Raw genomic sequence first — 17,521 nt, forward strand, 5'->3', positions numbered from 1 at the left:
GATCGGCGGGATAAGAGAGGCTTATGCCGACGTCCCGGGCCGCGGGCTTCTGAAAGCGCTACCAGGACAGGCGCGGCGACGGAATCGCGGGTAGAACCCGAGTGATGCGACGACCGCCGACCCGAGGGGCCGGCAGCCGCCTGCGGGTTCTCCATGAGCCGGCGTCTTCAGTTCACCGGCGTCAGCTTCGCGACCGACAAGGCCAGCCACTTCATGCCGTGCCGGCCGAAGTTGATCTGCGCCCGCGCATCGTCGCCGGCGCCTTCGAGCGTGACGATCACGCCCTCGCCGAACTTGGTGTGGAACACGCTCTGGCCGGTGCGCAGGCCGTGGCTCGAGGTGGTCTTGGGGCCGCCGGGCTGCACCACCGACGACGGCCGCGGCTCGACACGGCCGGCGCCGACGATCGAGTTCAGCCCCGAGCCCCGGGCCCAGGCCGCCTGGTACTCGCGCGCATAGCCCGAGCCGAAGCCCTGGTTGCGCGGCGTGATCCACTTCAGCGCCGCCTCGGGCAGCTCGTCGAAGAAGCGGCTCTTGACGTTGTAGCGCGTCTGCCCGTGCAGCATGCGCGTCTGGCTGAAGCTCAGGTACAGCCGCTTGCGCGCCCGCGTGATCGCGACGTACATCAGCCGCCGCTCTTCTTCCAGACCGTCGAGGTCGGAGACGCTGTTCTCGTGCGGGAACAGCCCCTCCTCCAGCCCGGTGATGAAGACCGCGTCGAACTCCAGCCCCTTGGCCGAGTGCACCGTCATCAGCTGCAGCGCGTCCTGGCCGGCCTGCGCCTGGTTGTCGCCGGCCTCCAGCGAGGCATGGGTCAGGAAGGCGGCCAGCGGCGACATGATCTCGCCGGTCTCGGCATCGGGCGTCTGCTCGAGCGCGGCGATCGTTTCGGCGCCGCCATGCTCGTCCACCGGCAGCGCCACCGCGTTCTTGCCGAAGCCCTCCTGCGTGACGAAGGCCTCGGCCGCGTTGACGAGTTCGTCCAGGTTCTCGAGCCGGTCCTTGCCTTCCTTGTCGGTCTTGTAGAAATCGACCAGGCCCGACGCCTGCAGCATGTGCTCGATGATCTCGCGCAGCGTCTGCCCGCGCGTGGCCTCGCGCATCGCATCGACCAGCGCGGTGAAGGCCTGCAGGTTGCCGCCCGCCTTGCCGCTCAACGCGCCGACGCTCTGGTACAGGCTGCGCCCGCTCTGGCGCGCCGCATCCTGCAGCTGCTCGATCGAGCGCGCGCCGATGCCGCGCGTCGGGAAATTGACGACGCGCAGGAAGCTGGTGTCGTCGTTCGCGTTCTCGATCAGCCGCAGGTAGCTCAGCGCATGCTTCACTTCGGCGCGCTCGAAGAAGCGCAGGCCGCCATACACCTTGTACGGGATCGCGGCATTGAAGAGCGCGCTCTCGATGACCCGGCTCTGCGCATTGCTGCGGTACAGGATCGCGATGTCGCGGCGCGCGATGCCGTCGCGGTGCAGTTGCCGCGCCTCGTCGACGAACCACTGCGCCTCGGCGAAATCGCTGGTGGCTTCGTAGACGCGCACCGGCTCGCCCGGGCCTGCCTCGGTGCGCAGGTTCTTGCCGAGCCGCCGCGAGTTGCGCGAGATCAGCTCGTTGGCCGCATCGAGGATGTTGCCGAACGAGCGGTAGTTGCGCTCCAGCTTGATCACCTGCTCGACATGGAATTCGCGCTCGAAATCGGCCATGTTGCCGACCTGCGCGCCGCGGAACGCATAGATGCTCTGGTCGTCGTCGCCGACCGCCAGCACCGCGGTGTGCGGGCCGGCGAACATCTTCAGCCAGGCGTACTGCAGCTTGTTGGTGTCCTGGAATTCGTCGACCAGGATGTGCCGGAAGCGCCGCTGGTAGTGCTCGCGCAGCGCGGGGTTGTCGCGCATCAGCTCGTAGGTGCGCAGCATCAACTCGGCGAAATCGACCACGCCCTCGCGCTGGCACTGCGCCTCGTAGGCCTCGTACACCCGCGCCAGCGTGCGCTCCTGCTCGTCGCGCTGCTCCACATCCTTCGGGCGGCGGCCTTCTTCCTTGGCGCCGGCGATGAACCAGGTGACCTGCTTCGGAACGAAGCGCTCTTCGTCGAGGTTCATCGCCTTGATCACCCGCTTGACCGCCGACAGCTGGTCGGCCGAGTCGAGGATCTGGAAGCCCTGCGGCAGCCCGGCGAGCTTCCAGTGCGCACGCAGGAAGCGGTTGCACAGCCCGTGGAAGGTGCCGATCCACATGCCGCGCACCGGCACCGGCAGCATCGCGCCGAGGCGCGTCAGCATTTCCTTGGCGGCCTTGTTCGTGAAGGTGACCGCCATCACGCCGCCGGGCGTCAGCTGGCCGGTCTGCAGCAGCCATGCGATGCGGGTGGTCAGCACGCGCGTCTTGCCGGAACCGGCACCGGCCAGGATCAGCGCCGGCCGGGCCGGCAGCGTCACCGCGGCGAGCTGCTCGGGGTTCAGGTTGTCGAGGAGGCGGCCGTCGGCGCCGGGGTCGCGCTGTGGCGAAGAGAAGTGCTCGCTGGAGCCGTCGTCATGCATCCGTCGATTGTAGGGATGGACGCCGGCATGGCCGTTTCCTACGATGGCGCTTTGGTCGGAGGGCCGAGATGGATTCTGGCTTCGCCCTGCAGGGGGCCTCGCGTCGCCTGCCCTGGGTCGACACCGCCAAGGCCGTGGGCATCGTGCTGATGTTCTACGGGCATGTGGTGCAAAGCCGAGCCGGCGGCGACAACGCGTCGGCCATCGACCAGCTGCGGCTGATCTATGCGTTCCACATGCCGCTGTTCTTCGTGCTGGCCGGGCTGTTCTTCCACCCGGTGGCGGCGCTGCTGCCACGGCTGCGCACGCTTGCGCGGCTGCGCCTGGTGCCGGTGCTGTTCTTCGGGCTGCTGCTGCTGCCGCTGTGGTCGCTCAGTGCGGTCAAGCACCACTTCGCGTGGTGGTACTACGCCCAGCCGCTCGGCGCGGCCTACCTGCGCGGCATGCCGGAGCTGAACTGGGTGACCTGGTTCCTCGTCTGCATGTTCGTCTGCGAGGCGATGGCGCTGGTGCTGCTGCCGCGGTTGCAGCACGTCGCGGCGCGGCTGGCGTTCGCGGCCGCCTGCATCGTCGGCGGCGTGTTCCTGTGCAACCACGGCGATGCGCTCGGCGGCTGGGTCGCGCAGGTCAGCCGGATCTGGTTCCTGCGCGAGGCGATCGTCGCGCTCGGCTTCTACACGATCGGCCAGGTGCTGCGGCCCTTCCTGCAGCAGCTCGCGACGCACCGCGGCATTGCGCTGGTGGTGACGCTCGCCTGCAGCAGCGCGCTGCTGGCGACCTACCGGTTGAACCATCCGCACGATGCGCAGGCGGTGATGATGGCGGCGGCACAGCACGGCGATGCGCTCGGCTTCGCGTTCAGCGCACTGGCCGGCACGCTGGCGGTGATCGGCCTCGCGATGCTGCTGCCGGCCACGCGGGCGGCGGCCTGGATCGGCCGCAACAGCCTGCCGCTGATGGGCCTGAACGGCGTGTTCTTCCACTTCTTCAACCCGAAGCTGGCCGAGAGCATTGCGCTCGCCGACACGCCGCTGGCGGTCACAGCCTATGCCGCGGCCATCAGCGCGGCGTCGCTGGTGGCGTGCGTGCCGCTGGTGGCGCTGCTGAACCGGTTCGTGCCGCAGTTCATCGGCAAATCCCGCCCGCCCGCGGCGGCCTCGGCGACAGGAACGTCGACAGGAACGTCGACAGGAACATCGACAGAAACAGGACCGGCCGAGGGGGCAAGCCCCGCCGCGTAGAATTCGTCACCGGGCCCAAATTTTGGCGCCCGGTTTTTCGTTTCGGCGCCCTCGCATCGCTTCGAGGCCTTCCGCCGGCCGACCGGGTTCCAAGTCAAGCGCTCTTCCTCACCCTTTGGAGCCTGACCATGGAAATCTTCGACTACGACAACGTCCTGTTGCTGCCGCGCAAGTGCCGCGTCGAGAGCCGCGCCGAATGCGACGCATCGACCGAACTCGGCGGCCGCAGCTTCAAGCTGCCGGTGGTGCCGGCCAACATGAAGACGGTGGTCGACGAGCCGATCACGCAGTGGCTGGCCGCCAACGGCTACTTCTACGTGATGCACCGCTTCGACCTCGACACCGTGGCCTATGCGAAGCGCATGCGCGACCGCGGCCTGTTCGTCTCGGTCAGCTCGGGCGTCAAGCCCGACGACTACGCGGTGATCGACCGGCTCGCGGCCGAGGGCGTCGGCGCCGACTACATCACGATCGACATCGCGCACGGCCATGCCGAGAGCGTTCGCAAGATGATCGAGCACATCCGCCAGCGCCTGCCGGCCACCTTCATCATCGCCGGCAACGTCGGCACGCCCGAGGCGGTGATCGACCTGGAGAACTGGGGTGCCGACGCGACCAAGGTCGGCATCGGCCCGGGCAAGGTCTGCATCACGCGGCTGAAGACCGGCTTCGGCACCGGCGGCTGGCAGCTGAGCGCGCTGAAGTGGTGTGCCCGCGTCGCGACCAAGCCGATCATTGCCGACGGCGGCATCCGCGACCATGGCGACATCGCGAAGAGCGTGCGCTTCGGCGCCGCGATGGTGATGATCGGCTCGCTGTTCGCCGGCCATGAAGAGTCGCCCGGCAAGACGGTCGAGGTCGACGGCAAGGTCTTCAAGGAGTACTACGGCTCGGCCAGCGACTTCAACAAGGGCGAGTACAAGCACGTCGAAGGCAAGCGCATCCTCGAGCCGGTGAAGGGCCGGCTGGCCGACACGCTGCGCGAGATGCGCGAAGACGTGCAGAGCTCGATCAGCTACGCCGGCGGCACGCGGCTGAACGACATCCGCAAGGTGAACTACGTGATCCTCGGCGGGGACAACGCGGGAGAGCACCTTTTGATGTAGCTCGCAGGCCGGCGCGCCCCGTGTGTCAACCCGGACACGCGGCGACACCCGGCTCCATGAAGACGCAACCTGCGCGCAACACGGTTTCGCTTCAATCGATCGGTGCGGCAGCGCCGTGCCCGCAGCAGCGGGCGGGTGCCGCCGTCCCCTCGATCCAAAGGAAATCCTGTGAAGCTGAGATTGTTCGCGCCCCTGCTCGCGGCCGTGGTGGCCGCGCCCCTCCTGTTGACCGGCTGCGGCGGCAGCAGCGACGACGGCCCGGGCTATGTCCGCCTCGTCAATGCCACCGCCAGCTACGCGTCGCTGGACCTGTACGACAACGACGTGAAGGCCAGCGCGGCGGTCGCGAGCAACGCCGTCGGCGACTACGCGACCATCGGCGCGGGCTCATACACCTTCTACCTGAAGCCGGCCGGCTCCAGCACCGCGGTGGCCGCAGTGGCGCAGTCGGTGAGCGACGGCGTGCACAACACGCTGGTCGCCTACACCACCGCCGGCAGCCTGCGCACCCGCTACCTGAGCGACAACGAAGCGGCACCGACCTCGGGCACCGCGAAGTTCCGCGTCTTCAACACATCGTACGAAGCCGGCAATGTCGACATCTACGTCACCGCGCCGACCGACACGTTGGCCAACGCGACCGCGAACGCGCTGACGATCGGCGGCGAACGCTTCTCGACCTATGGCGAGATCACCGCCGGCACCTACAGGATCCGCGTGACCGCCGCCGGCGACAAGACCGACCTGCGGCTCGACATCCCGTCGGTCGTGCTGACCGACCAGCAGATCCTGACGCTGGTGCTGACCTCGACGCCGGGCGGCGTGCTGGTCAACGGGCTGCTGCTCAACCAGCAAGGCTCGCTGCAGGCCCAGGTCAACGGCTATGCACGCGTGCGGCTGGTCGCAGGCGCCTCGGCCTCGGGCACGGTGGCGGCGACCGTCAACGGCGTCAACCTGTCCAGCGGCACGGTGTCGACCGGCAAGCCGCCGGCGATCGGCACCTACCTGCAGGTGCCGGCCGGCGCGCTGACCGCCAGCGTGTCGATCAACGGCACCGATGTGAGCCCGAGCGGCCTGAGCGCCGCACCGGGCGCCGACCTGACGCTGCTGGTGCTGGGCACCGCCGCGGCACCGCAGGTCTCGCTGATCAGCGACGACAACAGCCCGGCGCTGACCAGCGGGTATGTGAAGCTGCGGCTGGTCAACGGCGTCAACGGGCTGAACTCGACGCTGACGCTGCAGGCCAACAACGGCGTGCTGACGAAGAGCTCGAACATCGCGTTCGGCGCCGCCGCCGAGTCGACGCAAGTGATCGGCAGCACGACGGCCAGCCCGACGCCTCTGGAGGTTGATTCGGCCACCTCGTCGAGCGCGCTGTACGCCGCGAACGTCGCGCTGCTGACGCCGGGGGTGTACACGCTGTTCATGCTGGGAGATGCCGCGACGCCGTCGGCGGTGCTGCGCCTGGATCGGTGATCTACGGGGCCAGGGCGGGATCCGCCATCGCGGATGTCGTCCTGATCGTCAGCGCAATGCCGAAGGCACCGTCGGCGGCGCGCGCCAAGTTCAGCGTCCCACCGAGCTGGCGCGCGATCTGCGACACGATCGCGAGGCCCAGGCCGCAATGGCCCAGCGAGCTGCGCTGGCGGTCCAGCCGCACGAAGGGCTGCAGCGCCTGGGCGAATTCGGCGGCGTTCAGGCCCGGGCCGTGGTCGAACACCGCGATCGACACGCCGCCTTCGCAGCGGCACAGGTCGACCGTCACCGGCCGCACCCCGTAGGCCAGCGCGTTGTCGATCAGGTTGCTCAGCAGCCGCTGCACCGCGATGTCGGGCAGCAGTTCGTCGACGCCGTCGCCGCGCAAGGTGACACCGGGGTCGGCATACATCGCGACCACCGCGCGGCCGGTGTCCCACAGCGGCTGCAGGCGGCCGAGCTGGATGTCGGCACCGCCCTGCACGTAGGCGAGGAACTGGTCGACGATGCGCTGCACCGAGCCCAGGTCGTGCAGCAGCGCGTCGCCCACCGATTCGTCGCACTGCGTCTCGATGCGCAGCCGCAGCCGCGACAGCGGCGTGCGCAGGTCGTGCGACACGCCGGCCAGCAGCTGGCCGCGCGTGCGGTCGGCTTCGTCGAGGCTGCGCGCCAGCGAGTTGAACGCGCGCGCGATCTGCTGCAACTCGTCGCTCGCGCCGGCCGGCAGCTCGATCGCACGCAACGCGCCGCGCCGCGTCGCGATCTCGTGCGCCAGGCGCTTCAGCGGCAGCGCGATCACGCGAAAGCCGATCCACAGGCTCAGCGCCGCGGTGCCGAACAACAGCGCCAGCAGCGCCAGCAAGGTGATCGTCGGCGCGTTGCGCGGCGACGCATGGCGGTGCACGAAGTTCCAGCGCTCGCCGTCGATGTCCGCCTCGATGCGCAGCACCAGCCCGTTGCGGTCGCTGATGTCGAGCACCGCGTCATGGCCGAGCGATCGGGTGACGATGTCCTGCAATCCGCTGGGCAGCTCGATCGACGGCCGGCGCAGCGGCCCGACGATGTCGGCGCCGCCGTCCGGTGCGCCGCTGCGGCCGACCCAGAACGGACCGTACGACAGCTCGACGGCCACCCGGTCGCGCTCGTCGGGCGGCGTCGTCAGCAGGTTCTGCTGCGCCTGGTGCGCCTCGCCGACCACCGCGACCAGCATGCCTTCGCTGAACGGTTCGAACAACAGCGCGCGCAGCAGCAGCAGTTGCGCGATCAGCGACGCGACGCTGATCAGCCCCACCAGCCAGGTGACGCGGCCGGCCAGCGAGCGGGGCAGCCAGTGCATCAGCGCGAGGTTTCAGGCACGAACATGTAGCCGTGGCCGCGCACCGTCTGGATGAAGCGCGGGGTGCCGGGATCGGATTCGACGAGCTTGCGCAGCCGCATCACGGTGACGTCGATCGCGCGCAGCAACAGCGATTCGCTGCGCGAGTGCGAGACCGCCAGCAGCCGCTCGCGCGACACCGCGACGCCCGGGTTGGCCACCAGCTCGGCCAGCACCGAGAACTCGACGGTGCTCAGCACGCGGGTAGCGCCGTTGCGGAACAGGCAGCGCGCGCTGACGTCGAACACGCTGCCGCCGAACTTGACCGGCGCCTGGTTCATCTGCGACAGCCCCGGCGGCACGATCGCGCGCCGCAGCACCGCATGCACCCGCGCCAGCAGCTCGCGCGCCGAGAACGGCTTGCCGAGGAAATCGTCTGCACCCATTTCCAGCCCCAGCACCCGGTCGATCTCTTCGCTGCGCGCGGTCAGGATGATGATCGGCACGCGGTCGCCTTCGGAGCGCAGCTTCTGGCAGGCCTGCAGCCCGCTCATGCCGGGCAGGCTGACGTCGAGCACCACCAGGTCGGGCCGCAGCCGGTGGATGCGGCGCAGCAGGTCTTCGGCGGTGGCCATGCCGGTGACGACCAGGCCCTGCTTCTCCAGGTAGTCGCACAGCATCGTGCGCAGCGGGTTGTCGTCCTCGACGACGTAGAGGTGGTAGGGCTTGCTCATGGGCGCCAAGCTTAGTGGGACCGCGCTGCCGCGTTGCTTCTGTCGCGTGTCTCCACATGTCGATTCATGTCAATGACATGCCCGGCGGGCTCAATCCGCCCACATGCCGCTGCGCTCGCCGGGTTCGGCCCGTTGTGCCGCCCGCTGCGTGAAGCGCGCCGTGCGTTCGCGCGCCGCCGCCCCCGCCACCGGGCAGCTGCCGCTCTGCAGGTACGCAACGGCCGCGCCGGTCAACGCTTCCGCCGGGTCGCCGAGCGCGCCGCTGAAGGTGTCCGCCACGCTGCAGGTCGGCGCAATCCCGTCGTAGTAGCCGCCTTCGCCGAGCGCATTGGTGCTCTCGAAGTTGACCGCGCTGTAGGTGTTGCCGCACGATTCGCGCGGCTGGAAGCCGACCGGCTTGCCGCAGGTGGCGTCGCCGATCGTCACGACGGTGGCATAGGGTTTCAGCCCGTTGATCACCAGCTCGCTGGCCGAGCAGGTGCGCGCGCCGGTCAGCACGACGATGCGGCCGAACGCGGCGCCCGGCACCGAGCCGAACACATAGCGGCCGTTCGATGCCGACTGGCGCGCGTTGAAGGTCAGGCGCGCGAACACCTGGTCGAGCCGCGCCGAGCCGACCACCTCGGTGCCCAGCAGCGCGGCGGTCGAGACGCGGCCGCCGCCGTTGTAGCGCAGGTCGAGGATCAGCTCGGTCGCGCCGGCGGCGCGGAACTGCGCGAACGCATCGTCCAGCGGCTGCTCGGCCTGCGTGATGAAATCCTTCAGCACCAGGTAGCCGGCCTTCGCGCCGCTCGACAGCGTCAGCAGCCGCGTCGTCGGCACCGGCGTCAGCGCATGGTTCGAAGCCGTCAGCGTGACGGTCTTCGGGCCGCCGGCGGCGTCGATCACGAGGGTCAGCACGTCGCCGGCCTGCGCGGGCGTCAGCATCGAGAAATCGTCGGCCGCGACCAGCTCGGCGGCGCTCCGGCCATTGACCGAGCTGATCGTGTCGCCGCGCGCCAGCCCGGCCGCGGCGGCCGGCGACAGCGGCTCGACATACCGCACCTTCAGCTGCAGCTGCAGCTCCAGCCCGTTGACCGAGACGCCGTAGCCGAGCGTGCGCCCGGCGCCGAAGAACTGGTTGTACGACGCGCTGTTCTCGATATAGCTCCAGCGGTCGGCCGGTACCGGCGCGGCGCCGGTGAACAGCAGCGCGTCGAAGTAGTCCGGCACGCTCGCGTACGGGCCGGGCTCGGGGTTCGGCGAGCGGCCGCTCCAGTAGTACCAGTCGGCCATGTAGCCGCGCAGCCAGCTCTTCTGGGTGCCGAGGTCGCAACTCGGCGCGCCGCCGTTCAGCGGCAGGCCGTCGTCGCTGCCGCCGCAGCCGGCCAGCACGGTCAGCAGCGCCAGCGTGGCGGACGCGATCAGCTTCGTGGGCAGTCGTCGCATGGGGAGCTCCCGTTCCAGGATCGGCGTGATCCGCCACCATAGCAGCACGGGGGCCCCCGCCTACAATTCCGCCTTCCCCCGGCCCTGCCTGCCTGCCGATCCGACACGACCCGACCCCACCATGACCGAGCTCGCCAAATCGTTCGAACCTGCCGCCATCGAAGCCCGCTGGGCGCCGCTGTGGGAGCAGGCCGGCGTCTACGAACCCACGCTGGATACCGGCAAGCCGTCGTTCAGCATCCAGCTGCCGCCGCCCAACGTCACCGGCACGCTGCACATGGGGCACGCGTTCAACCAGACCATCATGGACTCGTTGACCCGCTGGCACCGCATGAAGGGCGACAACACGCTGTGGGTACCGGGCACCGACCATGCCGGCATCGCGACGCAGATCGTCGTCGAACGACAGCTGGAGCAGCAGGGCAAGAACCGCCACGAACTCGGCCGCAAGAACTTCGTCGCCCGCGTGTGGGAATGGAAGGAGCAGTCGGGCTCGACGATCACGCAGCAGATGCGCCGCATGGGCGCCTCGGTGGCCTGGCAGCACGAGTACTTCACGATGGACGAGAAGCTCTCGCCGATCGTCACCGACACCTTCGTGCAGCTGTTCGAGCAGGGCCTGATCTACCGCGGCAAGCGACTGGTGAGCTGGGACCCGGTGCTGAAGTCGGCCGTGTCCGACCTGGAGGTCGAGAGCGAGGAGGAAGAAGGCTCGCTGTGGCACATCCGGTATCCGTTGGCAGACGGCAGCGGCGACCTGGTCGTCGCCACCACCCGCCCCGAAACCATGCTCGGCGACACCGCGGTGATGGTGCACCCCGACGACGCGCGCTACCAGGCGCTGATCGGCCGGCAGGTCGCGCTGCCGCTGTGCGACCGCACGATCCCGGTGATCGCCGACGACTACGTCGACCGCGAGTTCGGCACCGGCGTCGTGAAGGTCACGCCGGCCCATGACGTGAACGACTACGCGGTCGGGCTGCGCCACCAGCTGCCGATGATCGGCGTGCTCGACCTCGATGCGAAGGTCAACGACAACGCGCCGGCGAAGTACCGCGGCCTCGACCGCTTCGTCGCCCGCAAGCAGGTCGTCGCCGACCTGGAAGCGCTCGGCCTGCTGGTCGAGGTCAAGAAGCACAAGCTGATGGTGCCGCGCTGCGCCCGCACCGGCGCGATCGTCGAGCCGATGCTGACCGACCAGTGGTTCGTCGCCGTCAGCAAGCCGGGTCCCGACGGCAAGTCGATCGCGCAGAAGGCGGTCGATGCGGTGGCGTCGGGCGAGGTCAGGTTCGTGCCCGAGAACTGGGTCAACACCTACGACCAGTGGATGAAGAACATCCAGGACTGGTGCATCTCGCGCCAGCTGTGGTGGGGCCACCAGATCCCGGCGTGGTACGGCAGCGGCGGCGAGATCTTCGTCGCCCGCAGCGAGGCCGGCGCGCGCGCCAAGGCCGAGGCCGCCGGCTACACCGGCGAACTGCGCCGCGACGAGGACGTGCTCGACACCTGGTACTCGTCGGCGCTGGTGCCGTTCTCGACGCTCGGCTGGCCCGAGAAGACGAAGGAGATGGATCTCTTCCTGCCGTCCAGCGTGCTGGTGACCGGCTACGAGATCATCTTCTTCTGGGTGGCGCGCATGATCATGATGACCACGCACTTCACCGGCCGCGTGCCGTTCCGCACCGTCTACATCCACGGCATGGTGCGCGACAGCGAAGGCAAGAAGATGAGCAAGTCCGAAGGGAACGTGCTCGACCCGGTCGACCTGATCGAAGGCCGCGACCTCGACACGCTGGTGCAGAAGTCGACCGTCGGCCTGCGCAAGCCCGAGACCGCACCCAAGGTGGCGGCGCGCGTGAAGAAGGAGTTCCCCGACGGCATGCCGGCCTATGGCGCCGATGCGCTGCGCTTCACGATGGCGTCGTACGCCAGCCTGGGTCGCAACATCAACTTCGACACCAAGCGCTGCGAGGGGTACCGCAACTTCTGCAACAAGCTCTGGAACGCGACCAAGTTCGTGCTGATGAACTGCGAGGGCCAGGACTGCGGCCTTGCCGAGCACACGAAGGCGCAGTGCGCGCCGGGCGGCGAATTCGCCGGCTACCTGAGCTTCTCGCAGGCCGACCGCTGGATCACCGGCGAGCTGCAGCGCGTGGAAGCGGCGGTCGGGCAGGGCTTCGACGACTACCGCATCGACAACGTGGCCAATGCGATCTACCAGTTCGTCTGGGACGAGTACTGCGACTGGTACATCGAGATCGCGAAGGCGCAGATGCAGAACGGCGACGACGCCGTCAAGCGCGCGACGCGTCGCACGCTGATCCGCACGCTGGAAACCGTGCTGCGGCTGATGCACCCGATCATGCCGTTCATCACCGCCGAGCTGTGGGAGGCCGTCGCGCCGATCGCCGGCCGCAAGCCGGCGGGATCGGACCAGGGCATCGTGACGGCGCCCTACCCGAAGGCACAGCTCGAACGCGTCGACCCGCAGGCCGATGCCTGGGTGGCGCGGCTGAAGGGCATGGTCGGCGCGGTGCGCAACCTGCGCAGCGAGATGCAGCTGACGAAGCGCGTGCCGCTGTACGCCTGCGGCGGCAGCGACTACCTGCGCGAGGCCGCGCCGCTGCTGCAGTCGCTCGCGAAGCTGGAAACCGTGCAGGTGTTCGACGATGAAGCCGCGTTCCACGCGGCGACCGGCCAGCTGCCGGTGGCGGTGCAGGGCGAGTCGCGGCTCGCGCTGCACGTCGAGATCGACGTCGCCGCCGAGCGCGAGCGCCTGGCCAAGGAAGACAAGCGCCTGTCAGCCGAGATCGCGAAGGCCCAGGGCAAGCTGTCCAGCGAGAGCTTCGTCGCGCGAGCGCCCCAGGCGGTGGTCGACCAGGAGAAGCAGCGCGTCGCCGACTTCACGGCAGAGCTGGATCGGGTTCGACATCAAGCGGCACGCCTGGGTCCGTCGTCCTGAACTCGCGCGGTGCGCCGGGCGTGATCGCGAGCAGCTCGTCGATCCGCCGGGCCACCGCCCACGAACTTCGCAGCCGCGATTCGCGCGTGGTGCTCGCCACGCGCGGCGTGACCTGCAGCGTGTCCATGCCGCTCAGCGGGCGGCCCGGTTCGGTGGCGCCCGGCTCCAGGCTGTCGAGCCAGACGGCCGAGACGCGGCCGCTGGTCAGCACGTCGGCCAGCGTCTTCTCGTCGAACAGGCCCGAGTGCGCGATGCTGACGATCACCTGGTTCGGCTTGCAGAACGGCAGGAAGCGCTCGCCGAGCAGGCCGTGGTAGCGACTGAAGTAGTTCAGCTGCACGCACACCGCATCGGACTGCTCCAGCAGCTCGCGCAAGCCCAGCGGCGCGACATGCCAGCGGTTCCAGACGCTGTCGCTCGCATGCAGCGACGGGTCGTAGCCGACGAGCTTGGAGCCGAAGCCGCTCAGCATCTGCGCCATCGCCTTCGCGGCCGGCGGCATGCCGATCAGCCCGACCGTGCACGCCCCCAGTTCGCGGCCGACCAGCATGCCGTCGGAGCCGACCACCGGCACGCGGCGCAGCAATGACAGCAAGGCGCCGATCATGAACTCGGCCTCGGCCTGCGCGGTGGCGGTCTGGCTGCGCACCACCTCGATGCCGGCGCGCGCACAGGCGTCGAGGTCGATGTTCTCGGCGCCGGCACTGACCCGGCCGACCGCGCGCAGCACCGGCGCGTAGTGCAGCGCCTGCGCATCGAGCGCCACGGTGGGCGGCAGGATCAGCGCCCGCACGTTGTACAGCGCCTGGCGGAAGGCCCGGGTGTCGCGCGCCAGCTCCGGCGCATGCCGCAGCGAATAGCGCGCATCGAGCCACTGCATGACTTCTGCTTCCAGCGGTTCGATGATCAGCAAGTCCATGCGGCTTCGAGAGGCTTCTGCCCGAGTGTCACAAGCCCTTCCGGAAGCCCATGACACAATGGTTTTTCGTCGATTAATTCACACAGGGAATTGTAACTAAATGTTTGTCAACAAGGCGATCTTTCCGGTGGCGGGCCTCGGCACGCGCTTTCTTCCCGCGACCAAAGCCCAACCGAAGGAAATGCTGCCGGTGGTCGACAAGCCCCTGATCCAATACGCGGTCGAAGAGGCCTATGCGGCCGGCGTGCGCGAAATGATCTTCGTGACCGGCCGGCACAAGCGCCCCATCGAAGATCACTTTGACATGACCTTCGAGTTGGAGGTAGCCCTCGAACAGGCGGGTAAGCAAGAGTTACTGGATGTCGTGCACAGCGTGAAGCCGGACGACATGGAGTGCGTCTACGTGCGCCAGCCGCAGGCACTGGGTCTGGGCCATGCGGTGCTGTGCGGGCAGCGGCTGATCGGCAACGAGCCGTTCGCGGTGCTGCTGGCCGACGACCTGATGGTCGGCCAGACGCCGGTGCTGCAGCAGATGGTCGAGCAGTTCGCCGAATGGCGGGTGTCGATGCTGGCGGTGCAGGAAGTGCCGCCGGAGCAGACGAAGCGCTACGGCATCGTCGACGGCCGAGCAGTCAACGACCGGCTGATCGACATCACCCGCATCGTCGAGAAGCCGGCGCCGGAAGAAGCGCCGTCGCGGCTCGGCGTGGCCGGGCGCTACATCCTGACGCCGGGCGTGTTCACCGAGATCGCGAACCAGCAGCGCGGCGTCGGCGGCGAGATCCAGCTGACCGACGGCATCGCCGGGCTGCTGCGCCGCGAGAAGGTGTTCGCGTACCGCTACGAAGGCCGGCGCTACGACTGCGGCAGCAAGGAAGGCTTCCTGGAGGCCAACGTGGAGCTGGCGCTGGCGCATCCGGTGCTGGGGGCGGATTTCCGCAGATACCTCAAGAACCTGGAGTTCTAGAGCCGCGGGCCGAGCGCCGGGCCGCCCCAAGCCGGCCCCCGCCAGTCGCGGGACGCGACTGGCGGGGGCCGAGGGGTGGTCATCTCCGCCGCAGCAGGTGGATGAATTCCTCGTTCACCGCCTGCTGCTGCACCAGCTCGTTGCCGGTCTGCCGCGCAAAGGCCTGGAAATCGCGCATCGACCCCGGGTCGGTCGCGATCACCTTCAGCAGCTCGCCGCTGTTCATGTCGGCCAGCGCCTTCTTCGCCTTCAGGATCGGCAGCGGGCAGTTCATGCCGCGGGCGTCGACTTCTTTCTGCACATCCATCGCGTGTCCTTTCAGTTCGGGTCGACGACCGGCCGCGGCATCAGCTCGCGCCATTGCGGCGTGATGCCGCGCGCGGTCAGCCAGTCGGCCAGCGCATAGCCGGTACCGGCCGGCCAGCATTGCACTGCCTCGGGCGCGAAGAGCTTGTACTCGACGAGCTCGGGCGACAGGCGGATCTCGCCGCGGGCCACCGCGTGGTACGCGATGATCACCTGGTTCATCCGCTGGAAATCGTAGGCGCCGATGATCTGCAGTCGGTCGACGGTCAGCGAGGTTTCTTCCATCACCTCGCGGGCGATGCCCTCCTGCGGCGTCTCGCCCGCTTCCATGAAGCCGGTGATCAGCCCGAAGTACCGGCCCGGCCACGCGGCATTGCGGGCCAGCAGCAGCTGCCCGTCGCGGTCGGCCAGCTCGATCACCGCGGCCAGCACCGGCGTCGGGTTGTTCCAGTGCGTCCAGCCGCAGGCCGGGCAGCGCAGCCGCGTCTTCGGGCCGCCGTCTTCATCGAGCGTCACCGGCTGCAGGCCGGTCGCGCAGTTCGTGCAGAAGCGGGTCTCGTGGGTCATGGGCGCGCTCGGTCGGTTCAGGCGGGGAAGACGCCGGTGGAGAGGTAGCGGTCGCCGCGGTCGCAGACGACGAACACGATGGTCGCGTTCTCGACCCGTTTCGCGGTCTCGAGCGCCACCCAGCAGGCGCCGGCCGCCGAGATGCCGCCGAACAGGCCCTCTTCGCGTGCCAGCCGGCGGGCCATCTCTTCGGCCGCATCCTGGCCGACGTTCACCGTCTCGTCGATGCAGCGCGGGTCGTAGATCTTCGGCAGGTAGGCCTCGGGCCACTTGCGGATGCCGGGAATGCGCGAGCCTTCGGCCGGCTGCGCGCCGATGATGCGCACCGCCGGGTTCTTCTCCTTCAGGAAGCGCGAGGTGCCGGTGATGGTGCCGGTGGTGCCCATCGCGCTGACGAAGTGCGTGATGTGTCCGCCGGTGTCGGCCCAGATCTCGGGGCCGGTGGTCTCGTAGTGGATGCGCGGGTTGTCGGCATTCGCGAACTGGTCGAGCACCCGGCCCTTGCCGTCGCGCTGCATCTGCTCGGCCAGGTCGCGGGCGTATTCCATGCCGCCGCTGCGCGGCGTCAGGATCAGCTCGGCGCCGAAGGCCTTCATCGTCTGCGCCCGCTCGATGCTCAGGTCCTCCGGCATGATCAGCAGCATGCGGTAGCCGCGGATCGCGGCGGCCATCGCGAGCGCGATGCCGGTGTTGCCCGAGGTGGCCTCGATCAGCGTGTCGCCGGGGCGGATGTCGCCGCGTTCTTCGGCGCGACGGATCATGCTGATGGCGGGCCGGTCCTTCACCGAGCCGGCCGGATTGTTGCCTTCGAGCTTGGCGAGGATCACGTTGCCGCGCCGGTCGTTGTCGGCACCCGGCAGGCGCTGCAGCCGCACCAGCGGCGTCTGTCCGATCACGTCTTCGAGGGTCTTGTACGGCGTCATGGGGTCTCCTCGCACGATTGTCGCAGGGGAGTGCATGGCGCGGCGCGCGCGAGGGCTTCAGCCGCCGCGCCGGCCGGGGGCGTGCGCGCCGTCTTCGGCCACCAGCGCTTCGATCACCCCGCACAGCCAGCGCAGCGCCGGGTCCTTGTCGCGGCTCGCATGGTGGACGATGGCCACCGGGCTCGCCGGCAGCGGCAGCGGCACCGGCGCGCGCACCAGCCCGAAGTCTCGTTGCCAGCCGGCGGCCAGCACCTGCGGCACGGTCGCGATCGCCGGCACCTGCTGCAGCACCCGCGGCAGCGACGAGAAACGCGGGCTGGTGCAGACGACGCGGCGCTTCAGCCCGAGCGCATCGAGCGCGTCGTCCACCGTGCCGTGGAAGGCGCCGCGGTAGGTCACCATCAGGTGCGGCAGCGCGACGAACTGCTTCAGCGTCAGCCGGCCCCGCGCGCCGATCACGCCGGGCCGCGCGACGCAGCAGTACGGCACCGTCGCGAGCGGCCGGCTGCGCTGCCAGGCCGGGCCGGCCGGAAAGGCGCCGATCGCGAGGTCGAGCTGTTCCTGCAGCAGCATGTCGGCGACGCGGAAGCGATCGGTCGCGACGATGGCGAGGCGCGCCTGCGGTGCCTCCACCGCCAGCCGTGCGAGCAGACCGGGCAGCAGCCAGGTGTCGATCCAGTCCGGCAGGCCGACCACGAAGCTGCGGTCGCTGCGCGCCGGATCGAAGGCCGGCGCATCGGACACCACGGCCTGCACTTCGGCCAGCGCCGGCGCGAGCGCCGCCTGCAGCTCGAGCCCGCGCTGCGTCGGCTGCATGCCGCCCTTGCCGCGCACCAGCAGCTCGTCGTGGAACAGCTCGCGCAGGCGCGCCAATGCCCCGCTGACCGCCGGCTGCCCGAGGTGCAGGCACCCTGCCGCCTTCGACACGCTGCGCTCGCGCAGCAGCACCAGCAGCGTCACCAGCAGGTTGAGGTCGACGCCCCGAAAATCGCGCTCTCTGATAGTGCCGATCATTTCAATCGATTTGCGTGATGGAGACTTCG

14 protein-coding genes are annotated in these 17,521 nt (G+C 69.2%); 5 read left to right on the forward strand and 9 right to left on the reverse strand.

The features are described 5' to 3' along the window. Positions 1-167: 167 nt before the first annotated feature. On the reverse strand, positions 168-2,534 hold the full coding sequence (locus FHT26_RS05545) for a UvrD-helicase domain-containing protein (protein ID WP_168559146.1): 2,367 nt from the start codon (positions 2,532-2,534) through the stop codon (positions 168-170). A 68-nt stretch (positions 2,535-2,602) separates the two neighbouring features. On the opposite strand from FHT26_RS05545, the gene FHT26_RS05550 reads away from it, so the two are divergent. From FHT26_RS05550 to FHT26_RS05560, 3 genes are all read left to right on the forward strand, one after another. Further along, complete coding sequence (locus tag FHT26_RS05550) at positions 2,603-3,775, forward strand: acyltransferase family protein (protein ID WP_168559147.1); 1,173 nt, start codon at positions 2,603-2,605, stop codon at positions 3,773-3,775. Between the two features lie 128 nt (positions 3,776-3,903). Then, on the forward strand, positions 3,904-4,881 hold the full coding sequence (locus FHT26_RS05555) for a GMP reductase (RefSeq protein ID WP_168559148.1): 978 nt from the start codon (positions 3,904-3,906) through the stop codon (positions 4,879-4,881). Between the two features lie 168 nt (positions 4,882-5,049). Beyond that, on the forward strand, positions 5,050-6,357 hold the full coding sequence (locus FHT26_RS05560) for a DUF4397 domain-containing protein (RefSeq protein ID WP_168559149.1): 1,308 nt from the start codon (positions 5,050-5,052) through the stop codon (positions 6,355-6,357). Position 6,358: 1 nt separating this feature from the next. Here the strand turns inward: FHT26_RS05560 and FHT26_RS05565 are convergent, their stop codons facing one another. The 3 genes from FHT26_RS05565 to FHT26_RS05575 all read right to left on the reverse strand — a co-directional run bounded on the left by FHT26_RS05565 (position 6,359) and on the right by FHT26_RS05575 (position 9,834). Further along, a complete protein-coding gene (locus FHT26_RS05565; protein WP_168559150.1) occupies positions 6,359-7,693 on the reverse strand; it encodes an ATP-binding protein in 1,335 nt (444 codons plus the stop codon). Beyond that, the gene (locus FHT26_RS05570) at positions 7,693-8,406 is read right to left on the reverse strand and encodes a response regulator (RefSeq protein ID WP_056810890.1); all 714 of its coding nucleotides are present in this window, start codon (positions 8,404-8,406) and stop codon (positions 7,693-7,695) included. The genes FHT26_RS05565 and FHT26_RS05570 overlap by 1 nt, the downstream gene beginning before the upstream one ends. Before the next feature lie 90 nt (positions 8,407-8,496). Then, the gene (locus FHT26_RS05575) at positions 8,497-9,834 is read right to left on the reverse strand and encodes a S41 family peptidase (protein ID WP_168559151.1); all 1,338 of its coding nucleotides are present in this window, start codon (positions 9,832-9,834) and stop codon (positions 8,497-8,499) included. A gap of 121 nt (positions 9,835-9,955) precedes the next feature. Between FHT26_RS05575 and FHT26_RS05580 the strand changes: the two genes are divergently transcribed. Then, complete coding sequence (locus FHT26_RS05580) at positions 9,956-12,796, forward strand: valine--tRNA ligase (RefSeq protein WP_168559152.1); 2,841 nt, start codon at positions 9,956-9,958, stop codon at positions 12,794-12,796. Here the strand turns inward: FHT26_RS05580 and FHT26_RS05585 are convergent. After that, on the reverse strand, positions 12,738-13,715 hold the full coding sequence (locus FHT26_RS05585) for an NAD(P)-dependent oxidoreductase (protein WP_168559153.1): 978 nt from the start codon (positions 13,713-13,715) through the stop codon (positions 12,738-12,740). The two genes, FHT26_RS05580 and FHT26_RS05585, sit on opposite strands and share 59 nt — an antisense overlap. A 100-nt stretch (positions 13,716-13,815) precedes the next feature. Here FHT26_RS05585 and galU point away from each other — a divergent pair, with 100 nt between their 5' ends. Further along, positions 13,816-14,682, forward strand: a complete 867-nt coding sequence (galU, locus tag FHT26_RS05590; protein ID WP_168559154.1) for a UTP--glucose-1-phosphate uridylyltransferase GalU — start codon at positions 13,816-13,818, stop codon at positions 14,680-14,682. A 79-nt stretch (positions 14,683-14,761) separates the two neighbouring features. Here the strand turns inward: galU and FHT26_RS05595 are convergent, their stop codons facing one another. From FHT26_RS05595 to FHT26_RS05610, 4 genes are read right to left on the reverse strand one after another with little or no spacing between them, the layout of a single operon-like run. Further along, positions 14,762-14,989 (reverse strand): sulfurtransferase TusA family protein, encoded by a 228-nt coding sequence (locus FHT26_RS05595; RefSeq protein WP_056810873.1) that lies wholly within the window; start codon positions 14,987-14,989, stop codon positions 14,762-14,764. A gap of 11 nt (positions 14,990-15,000) precedes the next feature. Continuing rightward, the gene (locus tag FHT26_RS05600; RefSeq protein ID WP_168559155.1) at positions 15,001-15,555 is read right to left on the reverse strand and encodes an NUDIX domain-containing protein; all 555 of its coding nucleotides are present in this window, start codon (positions 15,553-15,555) and stop codon (positions 15,001-15,003) included. A 17-nt stretch (positions 15,556-15,572) separates the two neighbouring features. Further along, positions 15,573-16,478: a cysteine synthase CysM gene (gene cysM / locus FHT26_RS05605; protein ID WP_168559156.1), complete on the reverse strand. Its 906-nt coding sequence runs from the start codon at positions 16,476-16,478 to the stop codon at positions 15,573-15,575. A 57-nt stretch (positions 16,479-16,535) separates the two neighbouring features. After that, positions 16,536-17,492, reverse strand: a complete 957-nt coding sequence (locus tag FHT26_RS05610; RefSeq protein ID WP_210427254.1) for a LysR family transcriptional regulator — start codon at positions 17,490-17,492, stop codon at positions 16,536-16,538. Positions 17,493-17,521: the final 29 nt, after the last annotated feature.

This window comes from Rhizobacter sp. SG703 (assembly GCF_012275445.1).
In the GTDB taxonomy this organism is placed as follows: Bacteria; Pseudomonadota; Gammaproteobacteria; order Burkholderiales; family Burkholderiaceae_C; genus Rhizobacter.